Origin of the sequence: Lentzea indica, assembly GCF_012184385.1 — a bacterium.
Classification (GTDB): domain Bacteria; phylum Actinomycetota; class Actinomycetes; order Mycobacteriales; family Pseudonocardiaceae; genus Lentzea; species Lentzea indica.
The window spans coordinates 1-20311 of the sequence record NZ_VSRL01000104.1; the positions used below are offsets into that span (position 1 = coordinate 1).

At 68.6% G+C, this 20311-nt stretch carries 21 protein-coding genes and 1 pseudogene; 11 read left to right on the forward strand and 11 right to left on the reverse strand.

Annotated features, from left to right (window positions below):
* The 4 genes from FXN61_RS26080 to FXN61_RS26095 all read left to right on the forward strand — a co-directional run.
* Nucleotides 1-2236: CARDB domain-containing protein (locus FXN61_RS26080; protein WP_167976664.1), on the forward strand; the 2236-nt coding region annotated here is incomplete at its 5' end.
* Between the two features lie 54 nt (nucleotides 2237-2290).
* Nucleotides 2291-3142, forward strand: a complete 852-nt coding sequence (locus FXN61_RS26085; RefSeq protein ID WP_167976665.1) for a universal stress protein — start codon at nucleotides 2291-2293, stop codon at nucleotides 3140-3142.
* A 6-nt stretch (nucleotides 3143-3148) separates the two neighbouring features.
* Nucleotides 3149-3541 (forward strand): flagellar basal body L-ring protein FlgH, encoded by a 393-nt coding sequence (locus tag FXN61_RS26090; RefSeq protein ID WP_167976666.1) that lies wholly within the window; start codon nucleotides 3149-3151, stop codon nucleotides 3539-3541.
* A 59-nt stretch (nucleotides 3542-3600) separates the two neighbouring features.
* A complete protein-coding gene (locus tag FXN61_RS26095) occupies nucleotides 3601-4428 on the forward strand; it encodes an MBL fold metallo-hydrolase (protein WP_167976667.1) in 828 nt (275 codons plus the stop codon).
* A gap of 10 nt (nucleotides 4429-4438) precedes the next feature.
* On the opposite strand, the gene FXN61_RS26100 is transcribed toward FXN61_RS26095, so the two are convergent.
* The 3 genes from FXN61_RS26100 to FXN61_RS26110 form a co-directional block, all read right to left on the reverse strand.
* Nucleotides 4439-5374 (reverse strand): alpha/beta hydrolase, encoded by a 936-nt coding sequence (locus tag FXN61_RS26100; protein WP_167976668.1) that lies wholly within the window; start codon nucleotides 5372-5374, stop codon nucleotides 4439-4441.
* Nucleotides 5375-5473: 99 nt separating this feature from the next.
* The gene (locus tag FXN61_RS26105) at nucleotides 5474-7474 is read right to left on the reverse strand and encodes a neutral/alkaline ceramidase (RefSeq protein ID WP_167976669.1); all 2001 of its coding nucleotides are present in this window, start codon (nucleotides 7472-7474) and stop codon (nucleotides 5474-5476) included.
* A 25-nt stretch (nucleotides 7475-7499) separates the two neighbouring features.
* On the reverse strand, nucleotides 7500-8360 hold the full coding sequence (locus tag FXN61_RS26110) for an EamA family transporter (protein ID WP_246292027.1): 861 nt from the start codon (nucleotides 8358-8360) through the stop codon (nucleotides 7500-7502).
* Between the two features lie 69 nt (nucleotides 8361-8429).
* On the opposite strand from FXN61_RS26110, the gene FXN61_RS26115 reads away from it, so the two are divergent.
* A complete protein-coding gene (locus tag FXN61_RS26115; RefSeq protein ID WP_167976671.1) occupies nucleotides 8430-9278 on the forward strand; it encodes a LysR family transcriptional regulator in 849 nt (282 codons plus the stop codon).
* Between the two features lie 21 nt (nucleotides 9279-9299).
* On the opposite strand, the gene FXN61_RS26120 is transcribed toward FXN61_RS26115, so the two are convergent.
* Nucleotides 9300-10154, reverse strand: a complete 855-nt coding sequence (locus FXN61_RS26120; RefSeq protein ID WP_167976672.1) for a LysR family transcriptional regulator — start codon at nucleotides 10152-10154, stop codon at nucleotides 9300-9302.
* Between the two features lie 83 nt (nucleotides 10155-10237).
* Here FXN61_RS26120 and FXN61_RS26125 point away from each other — a divergent pair, with 83 nt between their 5' ends.
* The gene (locus tag FXN61_RS26125) at nucleotides 10238-11446 is read left to right on the forward strand and encodes an MFS transporter (protein WP_167976673.1); all 1209 of its coding nucleotides are present in this window, start codon (nucleotides 10238-10240) and stop codon (nucleotides 11444-11446) included.
* On the opposite strand, the gene FXN61_RS26130 is transcribed toward FXN61_RS26125, so the two are convergent.
* The 3 genes from FXN61_RS26130 to FXN61_RS26140 all read right to left on the reverse strand — a co-directional run bounded on the left by FXN61_RS26130 (nucleotide 11397) and on the right by FXN61_RS26140 (nucleotide 14244).
* Entirely contained in the window at nucleotides 11397-12230 is an 834-nt protein-coding gene (locus FXN61_RS26130) for a phosphotransferase (RefSeq protein ID WP_167976674.1), read from the reverse strand. The two genes, FXN61_RS26125 and FXN61_RS26130, sit on opposite strands and share 50 nt — an antisense overlap.
* A gap of 133 nt (nucleotides 12231-12363) precedes the next feature.
* Nucleotides 12364-13809 (reverse strand): argininosuccinate synthase, encoded by a 1446-nt coding sequence (argG, locus tag FXN61_RS26135; protein WP_167976675.1) that lies wholly within the window; start codon nucleotides 13807-13809, stop codon nucleotides 12364-12366.
* A 192-nt stretch (nucleotides 13810-14001) separates the two neighbouring features.
* Complete coding sequence (locus tag FXN61_RS26140) at nucleotides 14002-14244, reverse strand: hypothetical protein (protein WP_167976676.1); 243 nt, start codon at nucleotides 14242-14244, stop codon at nucleotides 14002-14004.
* Nucleotides 14245-14464: 220 nt separating this feature from the next.
* Between FXN61_RS26140 and FXN61_RS56500 the strand changes: the two are divergent.
* The 3 genes and pseudogenes from FXN61_RS56500 to FXN61_RS26155 all read left to right on the forward strand — a co-directional run.
* Nucleotides 14465-14626 (forward strand): annotated as a pseudogene (locus FXN61_RS56500) (hypothetical protein); the annotation flags it as partial.
* A gap of 28 nt (nucleotides 14627-14654) precedes the next feature.
* On the forward strand, nucleotides 14655-15140 hold the full coding sequence (locus FXN61_RS54580; protein ID WP_167976677.1) for a siderophore-interacting protein: 486 nt from the start codon (nucleotides 14655-14657) through the stop codon (nucleotides 15138-15140).
* Nucleotides 15141-15448: 308 nt separating this feature from the next.
* The gene (locus FXN61_RS26155; RefSeq protein WP_223165600.1) at nucleotides 15449-16195 is read left to right on the forward strand and encodes an NPP1 family protein; all 747 of its coding nucleotides are present in this window, start codon (nucleotides 15449-15451) and stop codon (nucleotides 16193-16195) included.
* Here FXN61_RS26155 and FXN61_RS26160 read toward each other — a convergent pair whose 3' ends face one another.
* Complete coding sequence (locus tag FXN61_RS26160) at nucleotides 16196-16867, reverse strand: TetR/AcrR family transcriptional regulator (RefSeq protein ID WP_167976678.1); 672 nt, start codon at nucleotides 16865-16867, stop codon at nucleotides 16196-16198.
* 93 nt (nucleotides 16868-16960) lie between these two features.
* Between FXN61_RS26160 and FXN61_RS26165 the strand changes: the two genes are divergently transcribed.
* Together FXN61_RS26165 and FXN61_RS26170 are read left to right on the forward strand one after the other, a co-directional pair.
* A complete protein-coding gene (locus tag FXN61_RS26165) occupies nucleotides 16961-17686 on the forward strand; it encodes an SDR family oxidoreductase (protein ID WP_167976679.1) in 726 nt (241 codons plus the stop codon).
* Nucleotides 17686-18603, forward strand: coding sequence for an SDR family oxidoreductase (locus FXN61_RS26170; protein WP_167976680.1), 918 nt, complete (start codon nucleotides 17686-17688; stop codon nucleotides 18601-18603). The genes FXN61_RS26165 and FXN61_RS26170 overlap by 1 nt, the downstream gene beginning before the upstream one ends.
* Here the strand turns inward: FXN61_RS26170 and FXN61_RS26175 are convergent.
* The 3 genes from FXN61_RS26175 to msrA are packed head-to-tail and all read right to left on the reverse strand — an operon-like array spanning nucleotide 18600 to nucleotide 20292.
* A complete protein-coding gene (locus FXN61_RS26175) occupies nucleotides 18600-19319 on the reverse strand; it encodes a polysaccharide deacetylase family protein (protein WP_167976681.1) in 720 nt (239 codons plus the stop codon). The genes FXN61_RS26170 and FXN61_RS26175 overlap by 4 nt on opposite strands.
* Nucleotides 19316-19816 (reverse strand): MOSC domain-containing protein, encoded by a 501-nt coding sequence (locus FXN61_RS26180; RefSeq protein ID WP_167976682.1) that lies wholly within the window; start codon nucleotides 19814-19816, stop codon nucleotides 19316-19318. Before FXN61_RS26180 ends, FXN61_RS26175 begins: the two co-directional genes overlap by 4 nt.
* On the reverse strand, nucleotides 19795-20292 hold the full coding sequence (gene msrA / locus FXN61_RS26185) for a peptide-methionine (S)-S-oxide reductase MsrA (RefSeq protein WP_167976683.1): 498 nt from the start codon (nucleotides 20290-20292) through the stop codon (nucleotides 19795-19797). Before msrA ends, FXN61_RS26180 begins: the two co-directional genes overlap by 22 nt.
* Nucleotides 20293-20311 lie beyond the last annotated feature (19 nt).

Consider the following 20311-nt stretch of genomic DNA (forward strand, 5'->3'; position numbering starts at 1 on the left):
CACCGCCCAGGTCGGCGGGCTGGCACCCGGAGCCACCGCCAGCGTCAGCGTCGACGCAGGCAGGCGGGGCGCCGGGTCCTATGCGGCTGCGGCCACGGTGGACCCGGCCAACCAGGTCGCGGAGACCAACGAGGGCAACAACACCTTCACCTCCGGCTCTCCCCTTGTCGTCGGCCAGGCGCCCGGCCCCGACCTGCAGGTCACCGGCATCACGCCGAACCCGTCGAGCCCGGCGGCCGGCCAGCAGGTGACGTTCGCGGTGCAGGTCAACAACCGCGGCACGTCCAACGCGGGTGCCTCGGTGACCCGAGTGGTCGTCGGTAGCAGCACGTTGAACGCCACCACCCCGGCGATCAACACCGGCCAGACCGTGACTGTCAACGCCGGCACGTGGACCGCCACGAAGGGCGGCGCCACGGCCACGGCGACCGCCGATGCGACCGGTCAGGTCGCGGAAACCAACGAGAACAACAACACCGCGACCCAGTCCATTGTGGTCGGACGCGGCGCTTCGGTTCCGTTCACCTCGTACGAAGCCGAAAGCGGCCGCTACCAGGGCCAGCTGCTGGAGGCGGACGCGAAGCGCACGTTCGGGCACACCAACTTCGGCTCCGAGTCGTCGGGCCGCAAGTCGGTGCGGCTCGACTCGCAGGGCCAGTTCGTGGAGATCACCTCGACGGTCAGCACGAACTCGATCGTGGTCCGCAACTCGATCCCGGACGCGGCCGGTGGCGGCGGCCAGGAGGCGACGATCAGCCTGTACGCGAACGACCAGTTCGTGCAGAAGCTGACCCTCTCATCACGGCACAGCTGGCTGTACGGCAGCACGGACGACCCCGAGGGCCTCACGAACCGGCCGGGCGGCGACGCCCGCAGGCTGTTCGACGAGTCGTCGTCACTGCTGGCGAACAGCTACGCGGCGGGCACCCGCTTCAAGCTCCAGCGCGACGCGGGTGACAGCGCGCAGTTCTACGTCATCGACCTGATCGACCTGGAACAGGTCGCACCGGCCGCGCAGAAGCCCGCCGAGTGCGTGTCCATCACGCAGTACGGTGCCACGCCGAACGACAACACCGACGACGCCGACGCGCTTCAGCGTGCGGTGACCGCCGACCAGAACGGCGAGATCGGATGCGTGTGGATCCCGGAGGGCAAGTTCCGGCAGGAGAAGAAGATCCTGACCGTGTTCAACAGCGGTCAGTACAACCAGGTCGGCATCCGCAACGCCACGATCCGCGGCGCGGGCATGTGGCACTCGCAGCTGTTCTCGCTGACCCAGCCGCAGGACGCGGGCACGATCAACCACCCGCACGAGGGCAACTTCGGGTTCGACATCGACGACAACGTGCAGCTGTCCGACATCGCGATCTTCGGCTCCGGCCGGATCCGCGGTGGCGACGGCAACGCCGAGGGCGGCGTCGGGCTGAACGGCCGGTTCGGCAAGAACACGAAGGTCACCAACGTGTGGATCGAGCACGCCAACGTCGGTGTCTGGGTCGGCCGCGACTACACGAACCTGCCCGACCGCTGGAACCCCGGCGACGGCCTGCAGTTCAGCGGCATGCGCATCCGCGACACCTACGCCGACGGCATCAACTTCACCAACGGCACGCGCAACTCCACGGTGTTCAACTCGTCGTTCCGCACCACGGGCGATGACGCACTCGCGGTGTGGGCGAGCAAGTACGTGAAGGACCAGACCGCCGATGTGGGCCGCAACAACGCGTTCCTCAACAACACGATCGCGTTGCCGTGGCGTGCCAACGGAATCGCCATCTACGGCGGCTCAGGCAACCGCGCGGAGAACAACATCATCTCCGACACGGCGAACTACCCCGGCATCATGCTGGCGACCGATCACGACCCGTTGCCGTTCTCGGGTGAGACGATCCTCGCCAACAACGCGCTGTACCGCACCGGTGGCGCGTTCTGGGGTGAGGCGCAGTTCTTCGGCGCCATCACGTTGTTCGCGCAGAACCTGCCGATCCCCGGTGTCACGATCCGCGACACCGAGATCCACGACTCCACCTACGACGGAATCCAGTTCAAGGGTGGCGGCGGCGAGATGCCGAACGTGCAGATCACCAACGTGCGCATCGACAAGTCCAACAACGGTGCGGGCATCCTCGCGATGGCCAGCGCACGCGGGTCGGCCCGCCTGACGAACGTCACGATCACCAACTCCGCGAAGGGCGACATCGTCAAGGAGCCGGGTTCGCAGTTCGTCATCGGCTAGCGGGCATTTAGAGCCGCCTCCGGCTGGGTATCCCCTGGCCGGAGGTGGTTTCTCATGTCCACCGTCGTGGTCGGTTTCGACGGGTCCGACCTGGCCAGGCGAGCCGTGCTCTGGGGTGCCGAGGAAGCGTCGCGGTGCGGCGCCGCTCTGCGGGTTGTGCAGGCTGTGCGCTCGCCGCTGCCTGAACCGATGTTCACGCCGATGTCCACCCCGGTGCCGCAGTTCGTCACCGAGGAGACCATGTCGCGCGCCGCAGAGGACCACCTCGCCGAGCTCGCCGCCGAGATCAGGCGGAGCCGGCCCGAACTCCAGGTCGACACCCACGTGCGCCTCGGCCGTCCGGTCGACGTTCTCGCCGACGAAGCCGGGGACCTGCTGGTGCTCGGTTCCTCCGGCCGCACCGGCATCGCGGAGATGTTCCTGGGCTCCACCGCGGCCGGGCTCGTGGCGATCGGCGGCAGGCCTGTCATCGTCACGCGCACCGGGCCCGTGGACGGTCGCGTCGTGGTCGGCATCGACGGTTCCGAGACGTCCACGGACGCCATCGAGTTCGCCTTCTCGTTCGCCGCGCGGCACGGACGCGAACTGCTCGCCATTCACGCGTGGAACGACGTCGGCTGGTCGGAGCTGCCCGAGCACGACGTCGACCACGTCCGCGTGGACCTGGCGAAACTGCTCGACGAACAGCTCGCCCCGCACCGTTCCCGCCACCCCGACGTGCACGTGGCGAAGGAGGTCGCGTTCGACGCTCCCGCGCGGGCGTTGCTCCAGGCGGCCGACGGTGCCGCGCTCGTCGCGGTCGGCAGTCACGGTCGTGGCGCGGTGAAGCGTGCAATTCTGGGTTCGGTGAGCCACGCTGTGCTCCACCACGCGCCGTGCCCGGTCGCCGTGGTCCATCGGAGGTGACGCGAAATGCGCGGGTTAGCCGCCGTGCTGCTGTGTCTGTTCTTGGCTGGTTGCGCCGGACAACAGGCGCCACCCCAAGCTCCGGCGTCGAGCTCTCCCGGCACTGATACGTCCACGCCCATCATTCCCGCTCCGCTGCCGCCCACGCTCTCCACGACGCCCTCGCGGGCGTTGGAGCCGGGCATCACGGTGCGGGGCACGGTGTCGGCGGGTGTCGAGGCGGGCTGCCTGATCCTGGACACCGGCACCGCCCAGTACCTGCTGCTTGGCGCCGACACCGCGATCGCGGTGGCCGGCGCCGAAGTGGAGGTGACGGGGAAGGCCGAGCCGGGGGCGATGACGACCTGCCAGCAGGGCACGCCGTTCCACGTCGAGAAGACTCAGCGCGTCAACGGCTGAACATCCATCACGGGTCGCGTGCTTGACCTCGATCTCACTGCAGGTTGCAGACTCCGATCATGACGATCTGGATCTGTGGAACCTGTGGGGTCGAGCACCCCGACAGCGAACAACCTCCGGCAGGTGTGTGCGAAATCTGTGCCGACGAACGGCAATGGGTGCCTGAGATCGGTCAGGTCTGGACGACGCTGGACAAGCTGGCCGCCGAAGGTCACGAGCTGATTCACCAGCAGCTGGAGCCCGGCATCCACCGGCTCCACCGCGAACCGGAGTTCTGCATCGGTCAGCGGACACACCTCGTTCAGACGCCGCACGGCAACCTGCTGTGGGATCCGCCCAACCACGTCGACCGGCCGCTGGTCGAGAAGATCACCGAGCTGGGCGGCGCCGCGGTGATCGTGGCGAGTCATCCGCACATGTACGGCTCTCAGGTCAGCCTCAGCCACCAGCTGGGAAACGTCCCGGTCCTGGTGCACTCCGCCGACCGGCAGTGGGTGCGGCGGGAGGACCCGGTCATTCGGGAATGGTCCGGCGTCGAGGAGGTCCTGCCCGGCATCACTCTCGTCGAAGCGGGCGGGCACTTCCCCGGCGCCGCGGTCGCGCACATCGCCGCCGGTGCGGAAGGGAAGGGCACCCTGCTCGTCGGCGACACCATCGTTCCGGTGCCGGCCACGGGCTGGGTGACGTTCATGCGCAGCTATCCGAACAAGATTCCGCTCTCCGCCGGGCTGGTGCGGCGGCTCGTCGAGCGGCTGGAGCCTTACGCGTTCGAACGCCTGTACGGACTGCTGGGCGGCGCGGTACTGGTCGATGCCAAGGGGGCGGTGCGTCGCTCCGCTGACCGCTACATCGCCTGGGTCAGCGGAGCGAACGACCACCTCGGCTGAACCAGGAGGATCAGCTCGCGAGGGCCTCACGCAGGAACGCGCTCGCCTGGTTGATCGCGGCCTCGGCAGCGTGCGTGCCGCGCAACGCGTTCAGCATCACGAAGTCGTGGATCACGCCCGCGTACCGGACGGCGGTGACGGGCACACCGGCCTCGCGCAGCTTGTCCGCGTAGGCCTCGCCCTCGTCGCGCAGCACGTCGGCCTCCGCGGTGATCACCAGCGCCTGTGGCAAGCCTTCGAGCTGTTCCTTGGTGGCGCGCAACGGGGACGCGGTGATCTCGGCGCGCTCCAGCGGGTTCGTCGTGTACTGGTCCCAGAACCACTGCATGCCGTCGCGGCGCAGGAAGTAGCCCTCGGCGAACTGCAGGTACGAGTCGGTGTCGAAGCTCGCGTCGGTCACCGGGTAGAAGAGCACCTGGGCCTTCAGCGAGACGTCACCGCGTTCCTTGGCCTGCAACGTGAGCGCGGCCGCCATGTTGCCGCCGACCGAGTCACCGGCGACCGCGATGCGGGTGGCGTCGAGGCCGAAGTTCTTGCCCTCGCTGAGAATCCAGCGGGCGGCGGCGTAGTTCTGGTCGATCGCGACCGGGTAGCGGGCCTCGGGCGACAGCGAGTAGTCGGGGAAGACGACCGCGGCGCCGGCCTTCGTCGCGAGCTCGCGGACCAGGCGATCATGGGTGTGGGCGTTGCCGAACACCCAGCCCGCGCCGTGGATGTAGAGGATCACGGGGAGCTGTCCGGTCGCGCCGACCGGCTTGATCACGCGGACCTTGAACCCGTCGAGCTCGACCCACTGCTCGTCGACCTCAGGCTTCTCGATCTCGCCTGACTGCACCTCGTCGACGGCCTTGCGACCCTCTTCTGGGGCGATCTCGAACAAGAACGGCGGCTGGGCGGTGGCGGCGGCGAACTCGGCGGCGGCGGGCTCGAGGACAGGGCGCTTCATGGCTTCCTCCTGGCGTTCCGGGGTGGACGCCATAAAGCTATTGCACGATTAAATCGCGCACAACGTAACTGTCGCCTCACCGCCGCCGGGAATAACTCGTCAGGAGACGGTGAAGGCGGCCGTGGCGCCGGTGAAGCCGGTGATCTTTCCGGTCCAGCCGGACTTCTCGTCGCCGTGGTGGAGGATGCGGTAGGTGCCGGCGGGCGTGTCCGCCGGGATCTGCCACGTGATGGTGGCGTTCGAGAACGCGATGCCGACCCGCTCCCACTTGTAGCGCGTGGACCAGTCGCCATCGTCGGCGACGCGCGTCCATTGGCCGTTCACCTGCCGCTGCACCTCCAGGAAGGTGTGGTTGCGGTGCAGGTTGTTCTTCGGGTGCCCCGTGACGAACACGGCCGTGACCGTCTCACCGCGCGCATAGGACGACTTGGGTGAGCTCACGACGTCGCCGTACTTCTTGTCGGCGGGCTTGTCGTCGAGCACGACGCCGGTCTGCAGGTTGATGTCGGTGAACGGCGGCTTGCCCGGCGTCGGACCGGGGGTCAGTGCAGTGCCTGCCTTCATCGACGCCGCGATCTTGCCGAACTCCTGCTGGTACGCGGGCGCGGTGTTGCGGCCGAACAGCGTGGAGCCGCCCTCGTACTGCTGCGAGTCGTACTCCTCCGGTGTGGTGACGTACTGGCTGTAGTCGTTGGCGTAGCCCTGGATCAGCACGTTCTGTACGGGCACTCCGAGCTCGCCCGCGACGGTCTTGCGGATACGCAGACCCGCGGTGATCGTGACCTCGCTCGGCATGGCGACGAGGTGCAGCTGCCCGATGCGGATGATCTGCAGCGGCACGACGTTCGGCGTCGCGGCGATCAGACCCGTTGGCACCAAAGAGGCCTTCGGGTACTGGCACGACTTCAGCCACTCAGGAACCTCCACGTTGAGCGGCTCGAAGAGCTTCTTCAACGGAGACTGCATGCCCTCGGAGAAGCCGGGGATCGCCGGACCGTCCTCGACGCTGCCCGCGATCGTCGACGCGCCGACGACTCCGGAGCACGTCGTGCCGGGCTGGCCGGTGGTGGTGAAGCGGCCCTCGACCTGCACGGTCGACATGTCCACGAACCGCATCCGGTAGTCGAGACCGTTGTTCACGGCCTGCTGCGGACCGTTGTAGATCTCCTGCGCCTTGCGGTTCTGGCGCTCGCCGATGATGCGAGCGTTCTCCCACTCGTTGTCGGTCGGGCCGGAACCGGGCTTCAGGTTGAGGTTCGGCGACATGTCGCCAGCGTTGGTGTTCGGGAACGCCGCCACGAAGCCCGCGTTGTTGTCCAGGTACCGCACGCCCTTGTCGTCGTGCTCCCACTGGTACGCCGCGTAACCCTTGTTGTCCGGGCTGATCAGCGTGTTGGCGTTGGTGATCGACGTGTTGTGCGTGGCGAACCAGCTGATCGCACCGACGTCGTTGCCGGACTGCTTGAACTTCAGCACGGTCATCTGCGGGTCGATGCCCTGCGGGAACGCGCCCTTGTCGGGGTTGCGGTCGAACGCGACGCGTGACCGGTTCACCGAGGCGTTCGTCAGCTCGCCGAACCCGAGGCTGATCGAGCCGGGCTTCACGTCCTCGTGCGCCTCGACGACCGACTCGGTGATGCCGTCGACCACCGCCGCGAGCGCCTGCGGCTGCATGCCGAGGATCGACAGGTTGTAGGCGAGGTTGTGCGACTGGCCACCGGGGCCCGAGTGCGTGTGCGTCGCCGAGAGCAGCAGGTTCTCGCGGGTGTAGGTGGTGCCGTACTTGGCCTGCAGCTTGCCGAGCACGCCCTCCTGGACCGCGCGGAAGATCATCGCGAGGTCGGCGTTGACGTACGCGACCCGCTTGTTCGTGGCCCGGTCGACCACGACGTAGGCCCGCGACCGCAGCCGCTGCGAGATGCCCGTCGTCTTCTGGTCGAACTTGGAGTAGCCCATCATGCCGTTCTCGGCGGCCGGGCCGGTGACGTCGGAGATGCCCCTGCCGACGAGGTACGGCTCGGGTTCCGCCCATGCGAACGGCCCGCTGACCAGGGCAGCACCGGTGAGAACGGCAACGAGCGTCATCACTGCAGTCCGCATGGACACCCCGCTAAGTGAAGGGGATTCACATTTCGGAGTGCACGTTAGGTGATCCAGGCCACTTCGAGCAAGTGACTGCGAGTGCGTTGGCGGTGACGACGAGCAAGATTCCGGCCCAATGGTGGAGGTCGAGGCGCTCCCCCAGCAGGATCAGGCCCGCGAGCGCGGCGAGCACCGGGTGCACGCTCATCGCCAGCCCGAAGAACCGCGGCGGAACCTTCCTGAGAGCGATCACGTCCGCCGCATAGGGCACGACGCTGCAGAACACCCCCGCGCCGACGGCGTACAGCAACGCCATCCCTGTCATCTGTCCCTGGACGACGAGGAAGACCGCGACCGGGACGTAGAGCAGCGCGGACACGCTCGTCGCCGCCGCCGGTGCCTGCAGGCCCGGCAGCCTGGCGCCGACCAGCCGGTTGAGCAGGATGTACGCGGCCCAGCACGCCGCCGCGACCAAGCCTGCGCCGATGCCGAAGTAGTCACTGCTCGGGCCCGGCAGGACCAGCACGTACACGCCGACGGCCGCGATCAGCACGAACAGGAAGTCCCACGTGGTGCGCGAGCCTGCCAACGCGACGGCGAGGGGCCCGAGCACCTCCAGCGTGACGGCGAGGCCCAGGCCGATCCGGTCGACCGCCGTGTAGAGGCTGAGGTTCATGGTGGCGAACACCAGGCCGAGCGCGATCGTCGGCCACCACTGGGCCCAGGTGAATCTTCGCGGGTCGGGCCGGGCGACCGGCAGCAACACCGCGGCGGCCACGAACTGGCGGACCGCCACGACACCGGCAGGACCGATCGTGGAGAAGGCGTGCGCACCCACCGCGGCACCGAGCTGGCTGCTGGCCGCGCTGGCGGTCATCGTGGCGAATCCCCCGAGGCTCTTCATGCCGCACAGCCTGTTGTCCCGGCATCGATACGGGAAATGCATGAGCCGCGTCAGTTATACGCTGAACGCATGGATCTGCGGCACTTGCGAGCGTTCGTGGCGGTCGTGGACGCGGGCACGTTCACCGACGCGGCAAGGGAGCTCGACCTCGCGCAAGCCTCGGTGTCGCGTTCGGTCGCCGCCCTGGAGGCCGCGCTGGGCGTGCGGCTGCTGCAACGCTCGACCCGGCACGTCGCGCTCACCGCGGTGGGCACGCAGGTGCTCGCCGGTGCACGGCGAGTGCTGGACGAGGTCGCGCACCTGCACCGGATCGCCGAGCAGTCACTGACCGAGCTGCGGATCGGCTACGCCTGGTCGGCGCTGGGCAAACACACCCGGCGCGTCCAGAAGGCCTGGGCTTCGGCACATCCCGGGTTGCCGCTGGTGTTCGTCCAGTCGAACTCGCTGACCGCAGGACTTGCAGAAGGCACCGCCGACGTCGCAGTCGTGCGCAAGGCACTCGACGATCCGCGGTTCGAGACGGCGTTGCTCGGCACCGAGCGCCGCTACGGCGTGGTCGCGACGGACAACCCGTTGGCGCGCAAGCGTTCCCTGAAGCTCGCGGACCTGGCCCGCTACTCCCTGGCCGTCGATGACCGGACGGGAACGACCACTTTGGACCTGTGGAAGCCCGGCACCGCACCCGCCGTCGTGCGGAACACGCACAGCGTCGATGAGTGGCTGACGCTGATCGCGGCCGGGCAGGCCGTCGGCATGACGTCGGAGGCCACCGCGAGCCTGAACCCGCGCCCCGGCGTGGCCTACCGGGCCGTGCAGGACGCGCCGCCGATCGCGGTGTGGCTGGCGTGGTGGAAGGACCAGCCACCGCAACACCTGAACGACCTGGTCACGCTGGCGTGCGACGCCTATCGCGCGTGAAGATCTCCTGCACCACCGCGATCAACGCCCTGGCCGCCGCGGTCGGGCGCGGCCGGCGGGCCTCGCCAGTCCCAGCGGCCAGCGCAGGTCGGCACCGATGACTCTGAGGGTGGTGACGCCTTCCGTGCCCTCGAGGATGTAGCTGGGCAACAGCGCGATGCCGAGGCCGTGCCGCACGTAGTCGACGCCGGTGTAGATGTCGGACATCTCCAGGGTCACCCTGCGGGGTACGGCGGCCGCCGCGAACGCCCTGTCGGCCACGGCCCGGTTGCCGTAGCCCAGCGGTGAGTCGATGAAGTCGAGTCCGGCGAGGTCGCCGATGTGCACTTCGCTCCTGTCGGCCAGCGGGTGACCGTGGGGCACGACCAGGTCCATCACCGAGTGGGCCAGCTCGTCGAGGATGATGCCGTCCGGCACCTCGCCCGGCAGTGACGCGAACGCGAGGTCGAGCCTGCGGTCCAGCAGCTGCTCGACAAGCCCCTGCGAACCCGCGGTGGCCGCCCTCGTGCGCACCAGCACGCCGAGATGGCGGCGGTGGAACTCACCGAGCAGCGCGGGCAGGTCGATCAGGGTCATCGAGGTCAGCGTGCCCAGCCGGACGGTGCCGGTGAGCCCGCCCTTGACCTGGGCCACGGCGTCCGCGGCCTCGGTGACGGCGTCCAGGACAGCCTGGGCCTTCGGCAGGAGCGCCTCGCCGGCGTCGGTCAGCAGGACCCGCTTGGAGTTGCGGTCCAGCAGGACGGCGCCGAGCTCGCGTTCCAGCGTCTTGATGGCCGCCGAGACCGCGGACTGCACCACGTGCACGCGGGCGGCGGCGCGGGTGAAGTTCCCTTCTTCGGCGACCGCGACGAAATACTCCAGCTGACGGAGGTCCACACCAGCAAGTATCTCAGAAAGTGATGATCGTGAGCTTCAACTTTCGTTGGACGTGATGGATCGAGGCACGCAGGGTGGGTGGCATGTCCCTGCTCCTCGACTCGAGGGTCGCCCAGCGACCGACCACCAGCCACGGCAGAGGTTTCTGGACCGTCGCAGCAGCCTTCCTCATCGCGATGGCCTACTCGACCGTCCCCGCGCCGCTGTTTCCGCTCTACGTCGCCCGCGAAGGCTTCTCGACCTTCGCCATCACCGTCGTTTTCGCAGCCTTCGCGGTGGGCGTGGTGATCAGCCTCGTCCTCGCGGGCCACGTCTCGGACTGGGTCGGCCGCAAGACCGTCCTCATCCCCGCGCTGGGCCTGGAGGTGGTCTCCGCGCTGCTCTTCCTGACCAGCACGTCCCTGCCGGTCCTGATCCTCGCCCGTGTGATCAACGGCCTGGGCGTCGGCATGATCGCGGCGACCGCCACCGCCTACCTCTACGACCTGCACACACACCATCGCCCCGGCGCCTCCCCGCGCCGGTTCGAGATCGTCTCGACCGCCGCGAACATCGGCGGCCTCGGCGTCGGCGCACTGGTCGCCGGTGTGCTCGCGCAGTATGTGTCCTCCCCCTTGAGCACCCCGTACGTAGTCCTGGCCGTACTGCTCGTGGCGAGCATGATCGCAGTCGCTCTCACGCCGGAAACCGTTGTCAAGAAGCAGGTTCCCTACCGTCCACAACGGATCAGCACCGACCACGGCAGGGGCTACCTCGCCGCAGGGGCAGGCGCGTTCTCGGCGTTCGCGGTCTTCGGCGTGTTCACGTCCGTCTCGCCGGGCTTCGTGGCGGGCGAGCTCCACCACCCGTCGCGCACGCTGGCCGGTCTCGTCGTCTTCATCGTGTTCGGTGGCGCCGCGCTCGCCCAGACGGTGACGGGCGGACTGTCGCTGGCCGCCCTCCGCAAGCTCGGCCTTGGCGCACAAGCGATCGGCGTGCTGCTGGTCGTGGCCGGCATGGACGCGACCAGCTTCCCGCTGTTCCTTGCCGGCGGCGCGATCGCCGGTGTCGGCGCGGGCGTGCAGTTCAAGGCGGCGATCGGGGCGGTCGCGTCGATGGCGGCACCCGAGAAGCGCGGGGAAGCGTTGGCGAGCCTGTTCTTCATCGCCTACCTGGGGCTGAGCCTGCCGTCGCTGTCGATCGGTCTCGCGACGCGGTTCCTCGATCCCACGACCGTGATGACGTGGTTCGCCGGGATCCTGCTCATGCTCCTGGCGGGGGTAGCAGCGCTAGCCGCTCCAAAGCGGTCCTGACGTAGTGGTCCTGGCCCGAGTCGATGCCGTACAACCCGGAGTCGACCGGTGCCATCCGGATGCGTTCCTCGACGTGCCGCCGCATCCCCGGCCAGGTGGTCCCGCCGTGGCGTTCGTAGGCGTCGAGCAGCTCGTCGAGGCGGCCGAACCGCTGCACGAGCCGGCGGAAGTCGGCACCGGGATCGCCCACCAGCGAGTCGGTCCAGTCGATCACGCCGCTCAACGCCCCGTCGTGCACGAGCGTGTTGGCGGGCTTGATGTCCGCATGCACCAGCAGGGATCTCGGCGGCCACGGTTCGTCGTCGCCGAGCCACTCCTGCCAGTGGTGCCAGAGCGCGTCCGGCAGCCCCAGTTCGGTGCGGGCGCGGTGGATCTTGCGCGCGATGGTCTCGCGGATCTCGCCGGGCTGCCGCACCTCGATGCCGGTCCGCGCGGCCTCCTCCTGCGGTACCGCGTGCAGCACGGCAAGAAATCGCGCGATGTCCTCGAAGTACTGCTCCGGTGGCACCTCGGGGACGTCGCCGGGGAGCTCGCGGTAGACGGCGACGTGCTCGACCTCAGGCAGCCACCGCGGCACCGCCACCGGCACCCGATCCGCGATAAGGCCGAGCAACGCGCGTTCCGGCCCCATGCGCTTCATCGGCCACTCACGCCGCGGCGCGCGCAAGATCCAGCCCACGCCGTCGTCGTCCATCGCGTGCAACACCAGGAAGTCAGCGCCCGAGCCGGCGAACCCGGCAGGTCGCAGGCCCATCCCGGCGGCGAGCTCGCGCAGGTCAGTCAACGTGCACCCGAATGGGGTGCCGCACGTCCTGTGTGCACGCGAACACGTTCAGCGGGCCGCGCCCACTCCGCCATGATGACACGAAAGAACAGGCTAGCTCCCGGTCCCTCTCAAGAAGCCGGGAGCTGCGAAATCAGTCCGTCCCCGACTCGATCGCCGCGGCGTCGAGCAGCGCGTCGGCGTCGGAGACCTCGCCGCGGGAGGCGATGGCCTCCGCGCCGCCGTCGGGCACCTCGCCGATCAGCTTCGTCGGCTCGACCTGGGCCGCGATGAGCGCCGACTGACGCGTGCCGACCATGCCGAGGCCCGCGAAGAGCTCCAGCTTGGCGCGCGAGTCCGCGATGTCGAGGTTGCGCATGGTCAGCTGGCCGATGCGGTCGACCGGGCCGAACGCCGAGTCCTCGGTGCGCTCCATCGACAGCTTGTCGGGGTGGTAGCTGAACGCGGGGCCGGACGTGTCGAGGATCGAGTAGTCGTCGCCCCTGCGCAGCCGCAGCGTGACCTCGCCGGTGACCGCGGAGCCGACCCAGCGCTGCAGCGACTCGCGCATCATCAGCGCCTGCGGGTCGAGCCAGCGGCCCTCGTACAGCAGCCGGCCGAGCTTGCGGCCCTCGTTGTGGTACGCCGCGACGGTGTCCTCGTTGTGGATCGCGTTCACCAGGCGGTCGTAGGCGATGTGGAGCAACGCCATGCCGGGCGCCTCGTAGATGCCGCGGCTCTTCGCCTCGATGATGCGGTTCTCGATCTGGTCGGACATGCCGAGACCGTGGCGGCCGCCGATGGCGTTCGCCTCCAGCACCAGGTCGACGGCGCTGCCGAACTCCTTGCCGTTGATGGTGACCGGGCGGCCCTGGTCGAAGCCGATGGTCACGTCCTCGGTCGCGATCTCGACGGACGGGTCCCAGAACTTGACGCCCATGATCGGCTCGACGATCTCGATGCCCTCGTTGAGCAGTTCCAGCGACTTGGCCTCGTGCGTCGCGCCCCAGATGTTCGCGTCGGTCGAGTAGGCCTTCTCGGTGCTGGCGCGGTACGGCAGGTCACGCTCGAGCAGCCACTCGGACATCTCCTTGCGGCCGCCGAGCTCGGTCACGAACTCCGCGTCGAGCCACGGCTTGTAGATCCGCAGCGACGGGTTCGCGAGCAGGCCGTAGCGGTAGAACCGCTCGATGTCGTTGCCCTTGTAGGTGGAGCCGTCGCCCCAGATCTGGACGTCGTCGTCGAGCATGGCGCGCACGAGCATGGTGCCCGTGACCGCACGCCCGAGCGGGGTGGTGTTGAAGTACGCGCGCCCACCGGAGCGGATGTGGAACGCGCCGCAGGCCAGTGCCGCGAGCCCCTCCTCGACGAGCGCGGACCGGCAGTCCACCAGGCGCGCGATCTCGGCACCGTACGTGCCGGCGCGGCCGGGGACCGTCTCGATCTCGGGCTCGTCGTACTGACCGATGTCCGCGGTGTACGTGCAGGGCACAGCGCCCTTCTCACGCATCCACGCGACCGCGACGGAGGTGTCGAGACCACCTGAGAAGGCGATGCCGACGCGTTCGCCGGCGGGAAGTGAAGTGAGCACCTTGGACACGTTGAGAATTATGCACGACAATGTATGAGCATGCACATCGGGGTACCTGTTAGTTGTGCCTCAGCGACGTGGGGACTGGCCGGAGTCGAGCTCGTCGGCCTTGTCCCGCATCCGCTGGATGCCTCCCTCGTGCTCGTCCGCGCACATCGCCGTGATGGCGGCGAACAGGTGCGCACCCGTGTACGGATCCTGCTACTTGCGCTCGTAGGCCTCGCCGAGCGTGGCGTTGTACATGGCGTGCGACATCGCCGCGAGCAGCGCGCGCGTACGCGGCGCCACACCCTCCTCGGCCTCGTCGCCGGGCAGCAACTGCCCGACGCCGTCGGCGTCCTTCTCGTGGTAGGCGATCGCGAGCCGCAGGCCGATCGCCTGGCTGCGGTTCTTCAGCTCAGGCTCGGCGAGCCACCACCGTTCCCGCGCGACCCTGGGAAACATGCCCGCAGTCTGCCGCTGCCCACCGGTTTCCGCGCGAGGTTTTAGGTAAGCCTAACCAAAGGTGTAGTTTGCCCGCATGCCGCGCTACTCCGCCTTCGACCGGTTCACGCTGAAGGCCGCCACGAAGGCCGCCGAGATGCTGATGGCCCCCGCGAACCGCCGCGAGGTCTTCGACCAGTTCGTCATGACCGCCACGGCGGTGACCGAGCTCAGCGAGCACATGCGCCGGATCACCTTCCACGCACCGGAACTCGCCTCGTTCGCGGTGACCGGCCCCGACGAGTACTTCGGCCTGCTGATGGCCACCGGCCGCGAGCTCGTCATGCCGCCCGACGACCGCATCAACGTCCGCTCCTCGTTGCGCGCGATGCCCGAGGACGAGCGCCCTGATCTGCGCTGGTACACGGTCCGTGCGCACCGCCGGGACGTCGCCGAGATCGACGCGATTCGTGGTGCACGGCGACGCGGGCCCCGGCACGCGGTGGGCTCGTCGCGCCATCGCGGGCGACAAGGCCGGTTTCCGCGCGGGCGGCTCGGCGTACCGGCCTCCTTCGTCCGGTTCGGTGTTGCTCGCGGCGGACGAGACGGCGCTGCCGGCGCTCGCGGCGATCCTCGAGGTGGAGACGCGGCCGATGCAGGTCTTCGTCGAGGTGCCCGACGAGTCCTACCGGGTCGACATCGAGGCGGAGTGGGTGTTCCGCGGTTCTGCCGAACCCGGTTCCGCCGTGCTGAAGGCGATCCAGGGCAAGACCCTGTCCACTGTGGATTACGCGTGGGCGTGCGGGGAGTCTTCGCTGGCGACCGGTGTTCGGCGGCATCTGGTGAAGGACCGCGGGGTGGACCGGAAGGCGATCATGTTCAGCGGGTACTGGAAGGTCGGCTCCGCCCGGATGTGACGGGCCTGCCGCAACGTGGTCCGCGCCAGGTGAACGTTTGTGGATCAAGCCCGGCCGCGGCCTCCGAACTCGCGGTTACGCCGGTGTGGAGCCCACGTTGCGAAACCTCGTCGCAGCAGCGCATCGGATACCGGCCACCTGGGCCGATGAGAGCGCGACCCCAGGACGTGATCGATTCCGTTCCGGGGGCGTGAAATTCCCGGTACAGCAAAGATTTGGCCAACTGCCTAGACGTGAACGCCGTTCATGTACCACCTTCTGCCTCGCAAGCCTCTCCGCTCCCCTGCTCTCCGGAATCGAGGCCCCTGTTGAGGAAACTCCTACCCGCGCTGGCCGGCGCGCTCCTGATCACCGCACTGTTCCCCGGTATCGCGTTCGCCGACCCGCCGCAGGCCATCCCTGCCAGCTTCACGGCGGAGGACGGCAAGTGGCAGCCGGCGTTCGACTACGACGGCGACGGTTGCTATCCGACCCCGGCGATCTCGCCGACCGGGCAGGTGGCGACCGGGCTGAAGAACTCGGGCGCCCTGAACGGCAACTGCCACGACAGGTCCGACCTGGACAACACGAACTCCTACAGCCGCTCCAAGTGCAACAACGGCTGGTGCGCCTACCTGTACGACCTGTACTTCGAGAAGGACCAGGCCGTGCCGGGCTGGGACTGCTGCGGCCACCGCCACGACATCGAGCACGTGATCATCTGGGTGCAGAACGACGTGGCCCAGTACGTCTCAACGTCGGCGCACGGCAAGTACAGCACCTACTCGCGTGACAAGGTGGCGTGGGAAGGCACCCACGCGAAGATCATCTACCACAAGGACGGCGCCAGCACGCACTGCTTCCGGCTCGCCGGCTTCAACGAGCAGGCGGAGAACCACTACGGGGTGTACCAGTACCCCGACCTGGTGAGCTGGGACCGCTTCCCCGCAGGGGTGCGCGACACGCTGGTGAACGCGAACTTCGGCAGCGCGTCGCTCGCGATCAAGGACAGCGCGTTCAACTACAACCTCGGCCAGGCCAAGCCCGCCGGGATCCCGTTCGACCCGAACGCCTGATCACTTCGCCACACGGTTGAGCCACTCGGCCAGGAGGGCCCGTTCCGCTGGAGACAGCATCAGGGGCGGGTCCTCTTCCAACGCCACGCGCAACGCGATCGCGCGACTCGGGATGTCGGTCGGCTCGTCCGGTGAGACGTCCGTCGTGATCGCCCTGATCACCTGCTCGCGAGAGAACGTGATCAGCTCCAGATCGCGTTCGGGCTCCGGCGTCGCGATCAACGACAGCACGACCCCCATGCCCGCCGCGTGCACGAACTGCGCGGCCTGCGTGACCGGGACCGTCAACCGGCCCACCGCCGCGATGCGGCTGATGATCTCGCGGAGCATCGCGTCCGCCTCCAGCCGCGCCTCCCGCTTGCGCGGCTCGCCGTACATCAGCAGGTAGAACGCGGGCCGCGCCAGACCGAACCCGATGTGCAGCTCCCACCCGCGACGCAGGTCGTCGACCGGGTTGTCACTGGCGCCCATCGCGTGCTTGGTCGCGAGGTAGTCGGAGAAGCCGTAGGCGGCGACGGCGTCCAGCAGGCCGTCCTTGTCCCCGAACAGCCGGTACAGCGTCGGCGCCTGCACACCCGCCGCCGAAGCCACCGCGCGCGTGGAGACAGCCTCCTTGCCGCCCTCGATCAGCAACTCGGCCGCGGCCTTCACCAACCGCTCCCTCGTGTCCATGTAACGACGATAACACATCCGGGGTAGCACTGATTCGATATCGGTGATACGTTGATTGCGTTAGCGACGGAAACACCAGCTAGGAGCACCGACATGACTCGCGTTGCGATCGTCACCGGCGGATCGAGGGGTATCGGGCGGGCAGCCGCCGAGCGCCTGGCCGCCGACGGAATGGCCGTCGTCATCGTGTACGCCGGCAACAAGACCGAGGCCGACAAGGCCGTCGAGGAGATCAAGGCGGCCGGTGGCCAGGCCATCGCCGCGCAGGCCGACGTGGCGGACGAGGTCGCCGTCGCCGCCGCGTTCGACCTGGCAGCGGAGACGTTCGGCGGTGTCGACGTCGTCGTGAACTCCGCGGGCATCATGCCGCTGGGCACGGTCGCGGACATGGACCTGGAAGTGTTCGACCGCGTCCAGCGCACCAACGGGCGCGGCACGTTCGTCGTGGCCCAGCAGGCCGCGCGCAAGCTGCGCGACGGCGGCGCGCTCATCAACATCTCGTCGTCGGTGGTCGGCCTGAGGTTCCCGCAGTACGGCGCCTACGCCATGTCCAAGGGCGGCGTCGAGGCTCTGACGCTCGTCCTGGCCCGCGAGCTGCGCGGCCGCGACATCACCGTGAACGCCGTCGCCCCCGGCCCCACAGCCACGGCCCTGTTCCTGGAGGGCAAGGACCAGGCGACGATCGACACCCTCGCGAAGCAGGCGCCGCTCGAGCGCATCGGCTCGCCCGACGACATCTCCGAGGTCATCTCCTTCCTGGCGGGTCCCGCCCGGTGGATCAACGGTCAGACCATTCGTGCGAACGGAGGCATCATCTGATGGGCGAGGTCGCTGAGAAGAAGGTCGCTGGGAAGAAGGTCGCTGGGAAGAAGGTCATCGTCGTCACGGGAGCGTCCAGCGGTTTCGGAGCGCTCGCCGTCCGGAAGCTCGCTCTCGCCGGCCACACGGTCTACGCGGGCATGCGGCAGACCACCGGCCGCAACGCGCCGGCCGTCGCCGAGCTCGGCGCGTTCGGGGCCGGGAACAACGCCGACGTCCACGCCGTCGAGCTCGACGTGCAGTCCCAGGAGTCCGCGGACGCCGCGATCGCGTTGATCGTCGCGGAACAGGGCCACCTCGACGTGGTGGTGCACAACGCCGGCCACATGGTCACCGGCCCGGCCGAGGCCTTCACGCCGGAGCAGTACGCGACGTTGTACGACATCAACGTCCTCGGCACGCAACGAGTCAACCGCGCCGCTCTCCCGCACCTGCGCGACCAGCGCTCCGGCCACGTCGTGTGGGTCGGTTCCAGCTCCACGCGTGGCGGTACTCCCCCGTACCTGGCCCCGTACTTCGCGGCCAAGGCCGCGATGGACGCGGTCGCGGTCTCGTACCGCGCCGAGCTGCTGCGGTTCGGCATCGAGACCACGATCGTCGTGCCGGGCGCGTTCACCCGCGGCACCAACCACTTCGCGCACAGCGGCACTCCCGCCGACGGTGATGTGGCCAAGGCCTACGAGGAGCTCTACCCCGGTCTGATGGACCAGGTCGGCGCCCGTCTCGCCGAGCTGGAGCCGTCGTGGGCGGACGCCGGGGCTGTCGCTGACGCGATCGTTTCGGTCGTGGACGCGGAGAAGCCTCCGTTCCGGGTGCACATCGACCCCTCCCAGGACGGCGCCGAGGTCGTGAACGCGGTCGCGGACCGGATCCGCGGCGAGTTCCTGCGCAGGGTGGAACTCGCTGACCTGATCTAGTGGCTGTTGAGGAGCGCGGACACCGTGACGAACCGGAAACCGCGCTCCTTCAGCCCTGTGATGATCGGCTTGAGCGCCTGCCGGGTCTCGCCGCGGGCGGGGTACATGGGGTGGAGCAGAATGATCGAGCCCGGCTTGGCCTGGCCGAGTGTCTCCTGCTCGATCTGTTGTGCGGTGGGCGTGCCCGCGGAGTCCGGTTCCAAGTCCCACGTGACCGTCGTGCGGTTGTGCTCTTTCAGGTAGTGCGGCAGAGCGAAGAGCTTCTTGCCGTTGGGCGGGCGGAAGTGGATGTCTCCCCGGTAGCCCGTCGCGCGGATCTGCTTGTCGGTGTCCTCGATCTCCTTGGCCACCGTGCTGGGCAGTACGCCGATCATTCGCTGGTGGTTGTAGGTGTGGTTGCCGATCTCGTGGCCCGCTTCGGCGATCTTCCTGCCGAGGTCCGGGTGCTTCTCCAGCTCGCGGCCCGTGACGAAGAACGTGGCTTGGACCCGCTCTTGTTCGAGCGTGTCGAGGACCTGCTGGGCGCCGGCGGGGTCTGGGCCGTCGTCGAAGGTCAGTGCCACGACCTTCTCCCTGGTCTCGACTCGGTCGACCAGGTCACCGAAGAACTGGAACGTGCGGGAGCTGCTGACGTTCCACAAGGTCACGGCGGCGGTGAGCACGACGACGAGGCTCACGGCGGTGATGATCGTTGGCTTGCGGCGCAACCACTTCATGCGCTCACTATGGCCAATGTGGCTTTCCCGGCGCGCAGCACCCCGTCGTCGAGCGGCACGCAGCGGATGCCGCCCTTGCCCCGCAACGCCTTGAAGGCGCCCGGCGCGATGATGGCATCCATCCAGGCACACGGGTTGGCCGGACGGTGGACCTCGAACCGCACCGGCCCGTCGCCGGTGTCCAAACTGAACACGGCGCCGCGAGGCAGTGAGTCCACATCGAACCCGCGCACCACGATGTTCCGCCGCGCCACCAGCGGGTCCACCGGCCACGGGTCGAGCGACTCGGCCGCGATCAGCGTGACGGCGGCGTTGCGGTGAGCGGGATGGTTGAAGTAGCGGTCGCCGACGATCCCGAGCCCGGCCCGGACCAGCACGTGGTCCCGCGACACAGGCTCCGGATCAGGACGAGGGCCGTCCGTCGGACGGCCCTCGTAGGCGTGCACGGGCGAAACGTGCAGCGCGACGATCTCGATCAACGCTCGCCGAGCTGCCACTCCGGCCGCACGTAGTGGCACGTGTAGCCGTTCGGGTAGCGCTCCAGGTAGTCCTGGTGCTCCGGCTCGGCCACCCAGAAGTCCGACGCCTGCGTCACCTCGGTGACGACCTTGCCCGGCCACTTGCCGGAGGCGTCGACGTCGGCGATGGTCGCCTCGGCCACCTGCTTCTGCGCGTCGGTCTCGTAGAAGATCGCGGAGCGGTAGCTGGCACCGATGTCGTTGCCCTGGCGGTTGCGGGTCGACGGGTCGTGGATCTGGAAGAAGTACTCCAGGATCTGCCGGTAGCTCAGCTGCTCGGGATCGAACACGATCTCGATGGCCTCTGCGTGGTTGCCGTGGCGGTGGTAGGTGGCGTTCGGCGTGCTCGGGTCGCCGGTGTAGCCGACGCGGGTGGAGACGACTCCGGGGTGGCGGCGGAACAGGTCCTGCATGCCCCAGAAACAGCCGCCCGCGAGAACAGCCTTCTCCGTCACAGTGGTTCTCCTCTGCTCG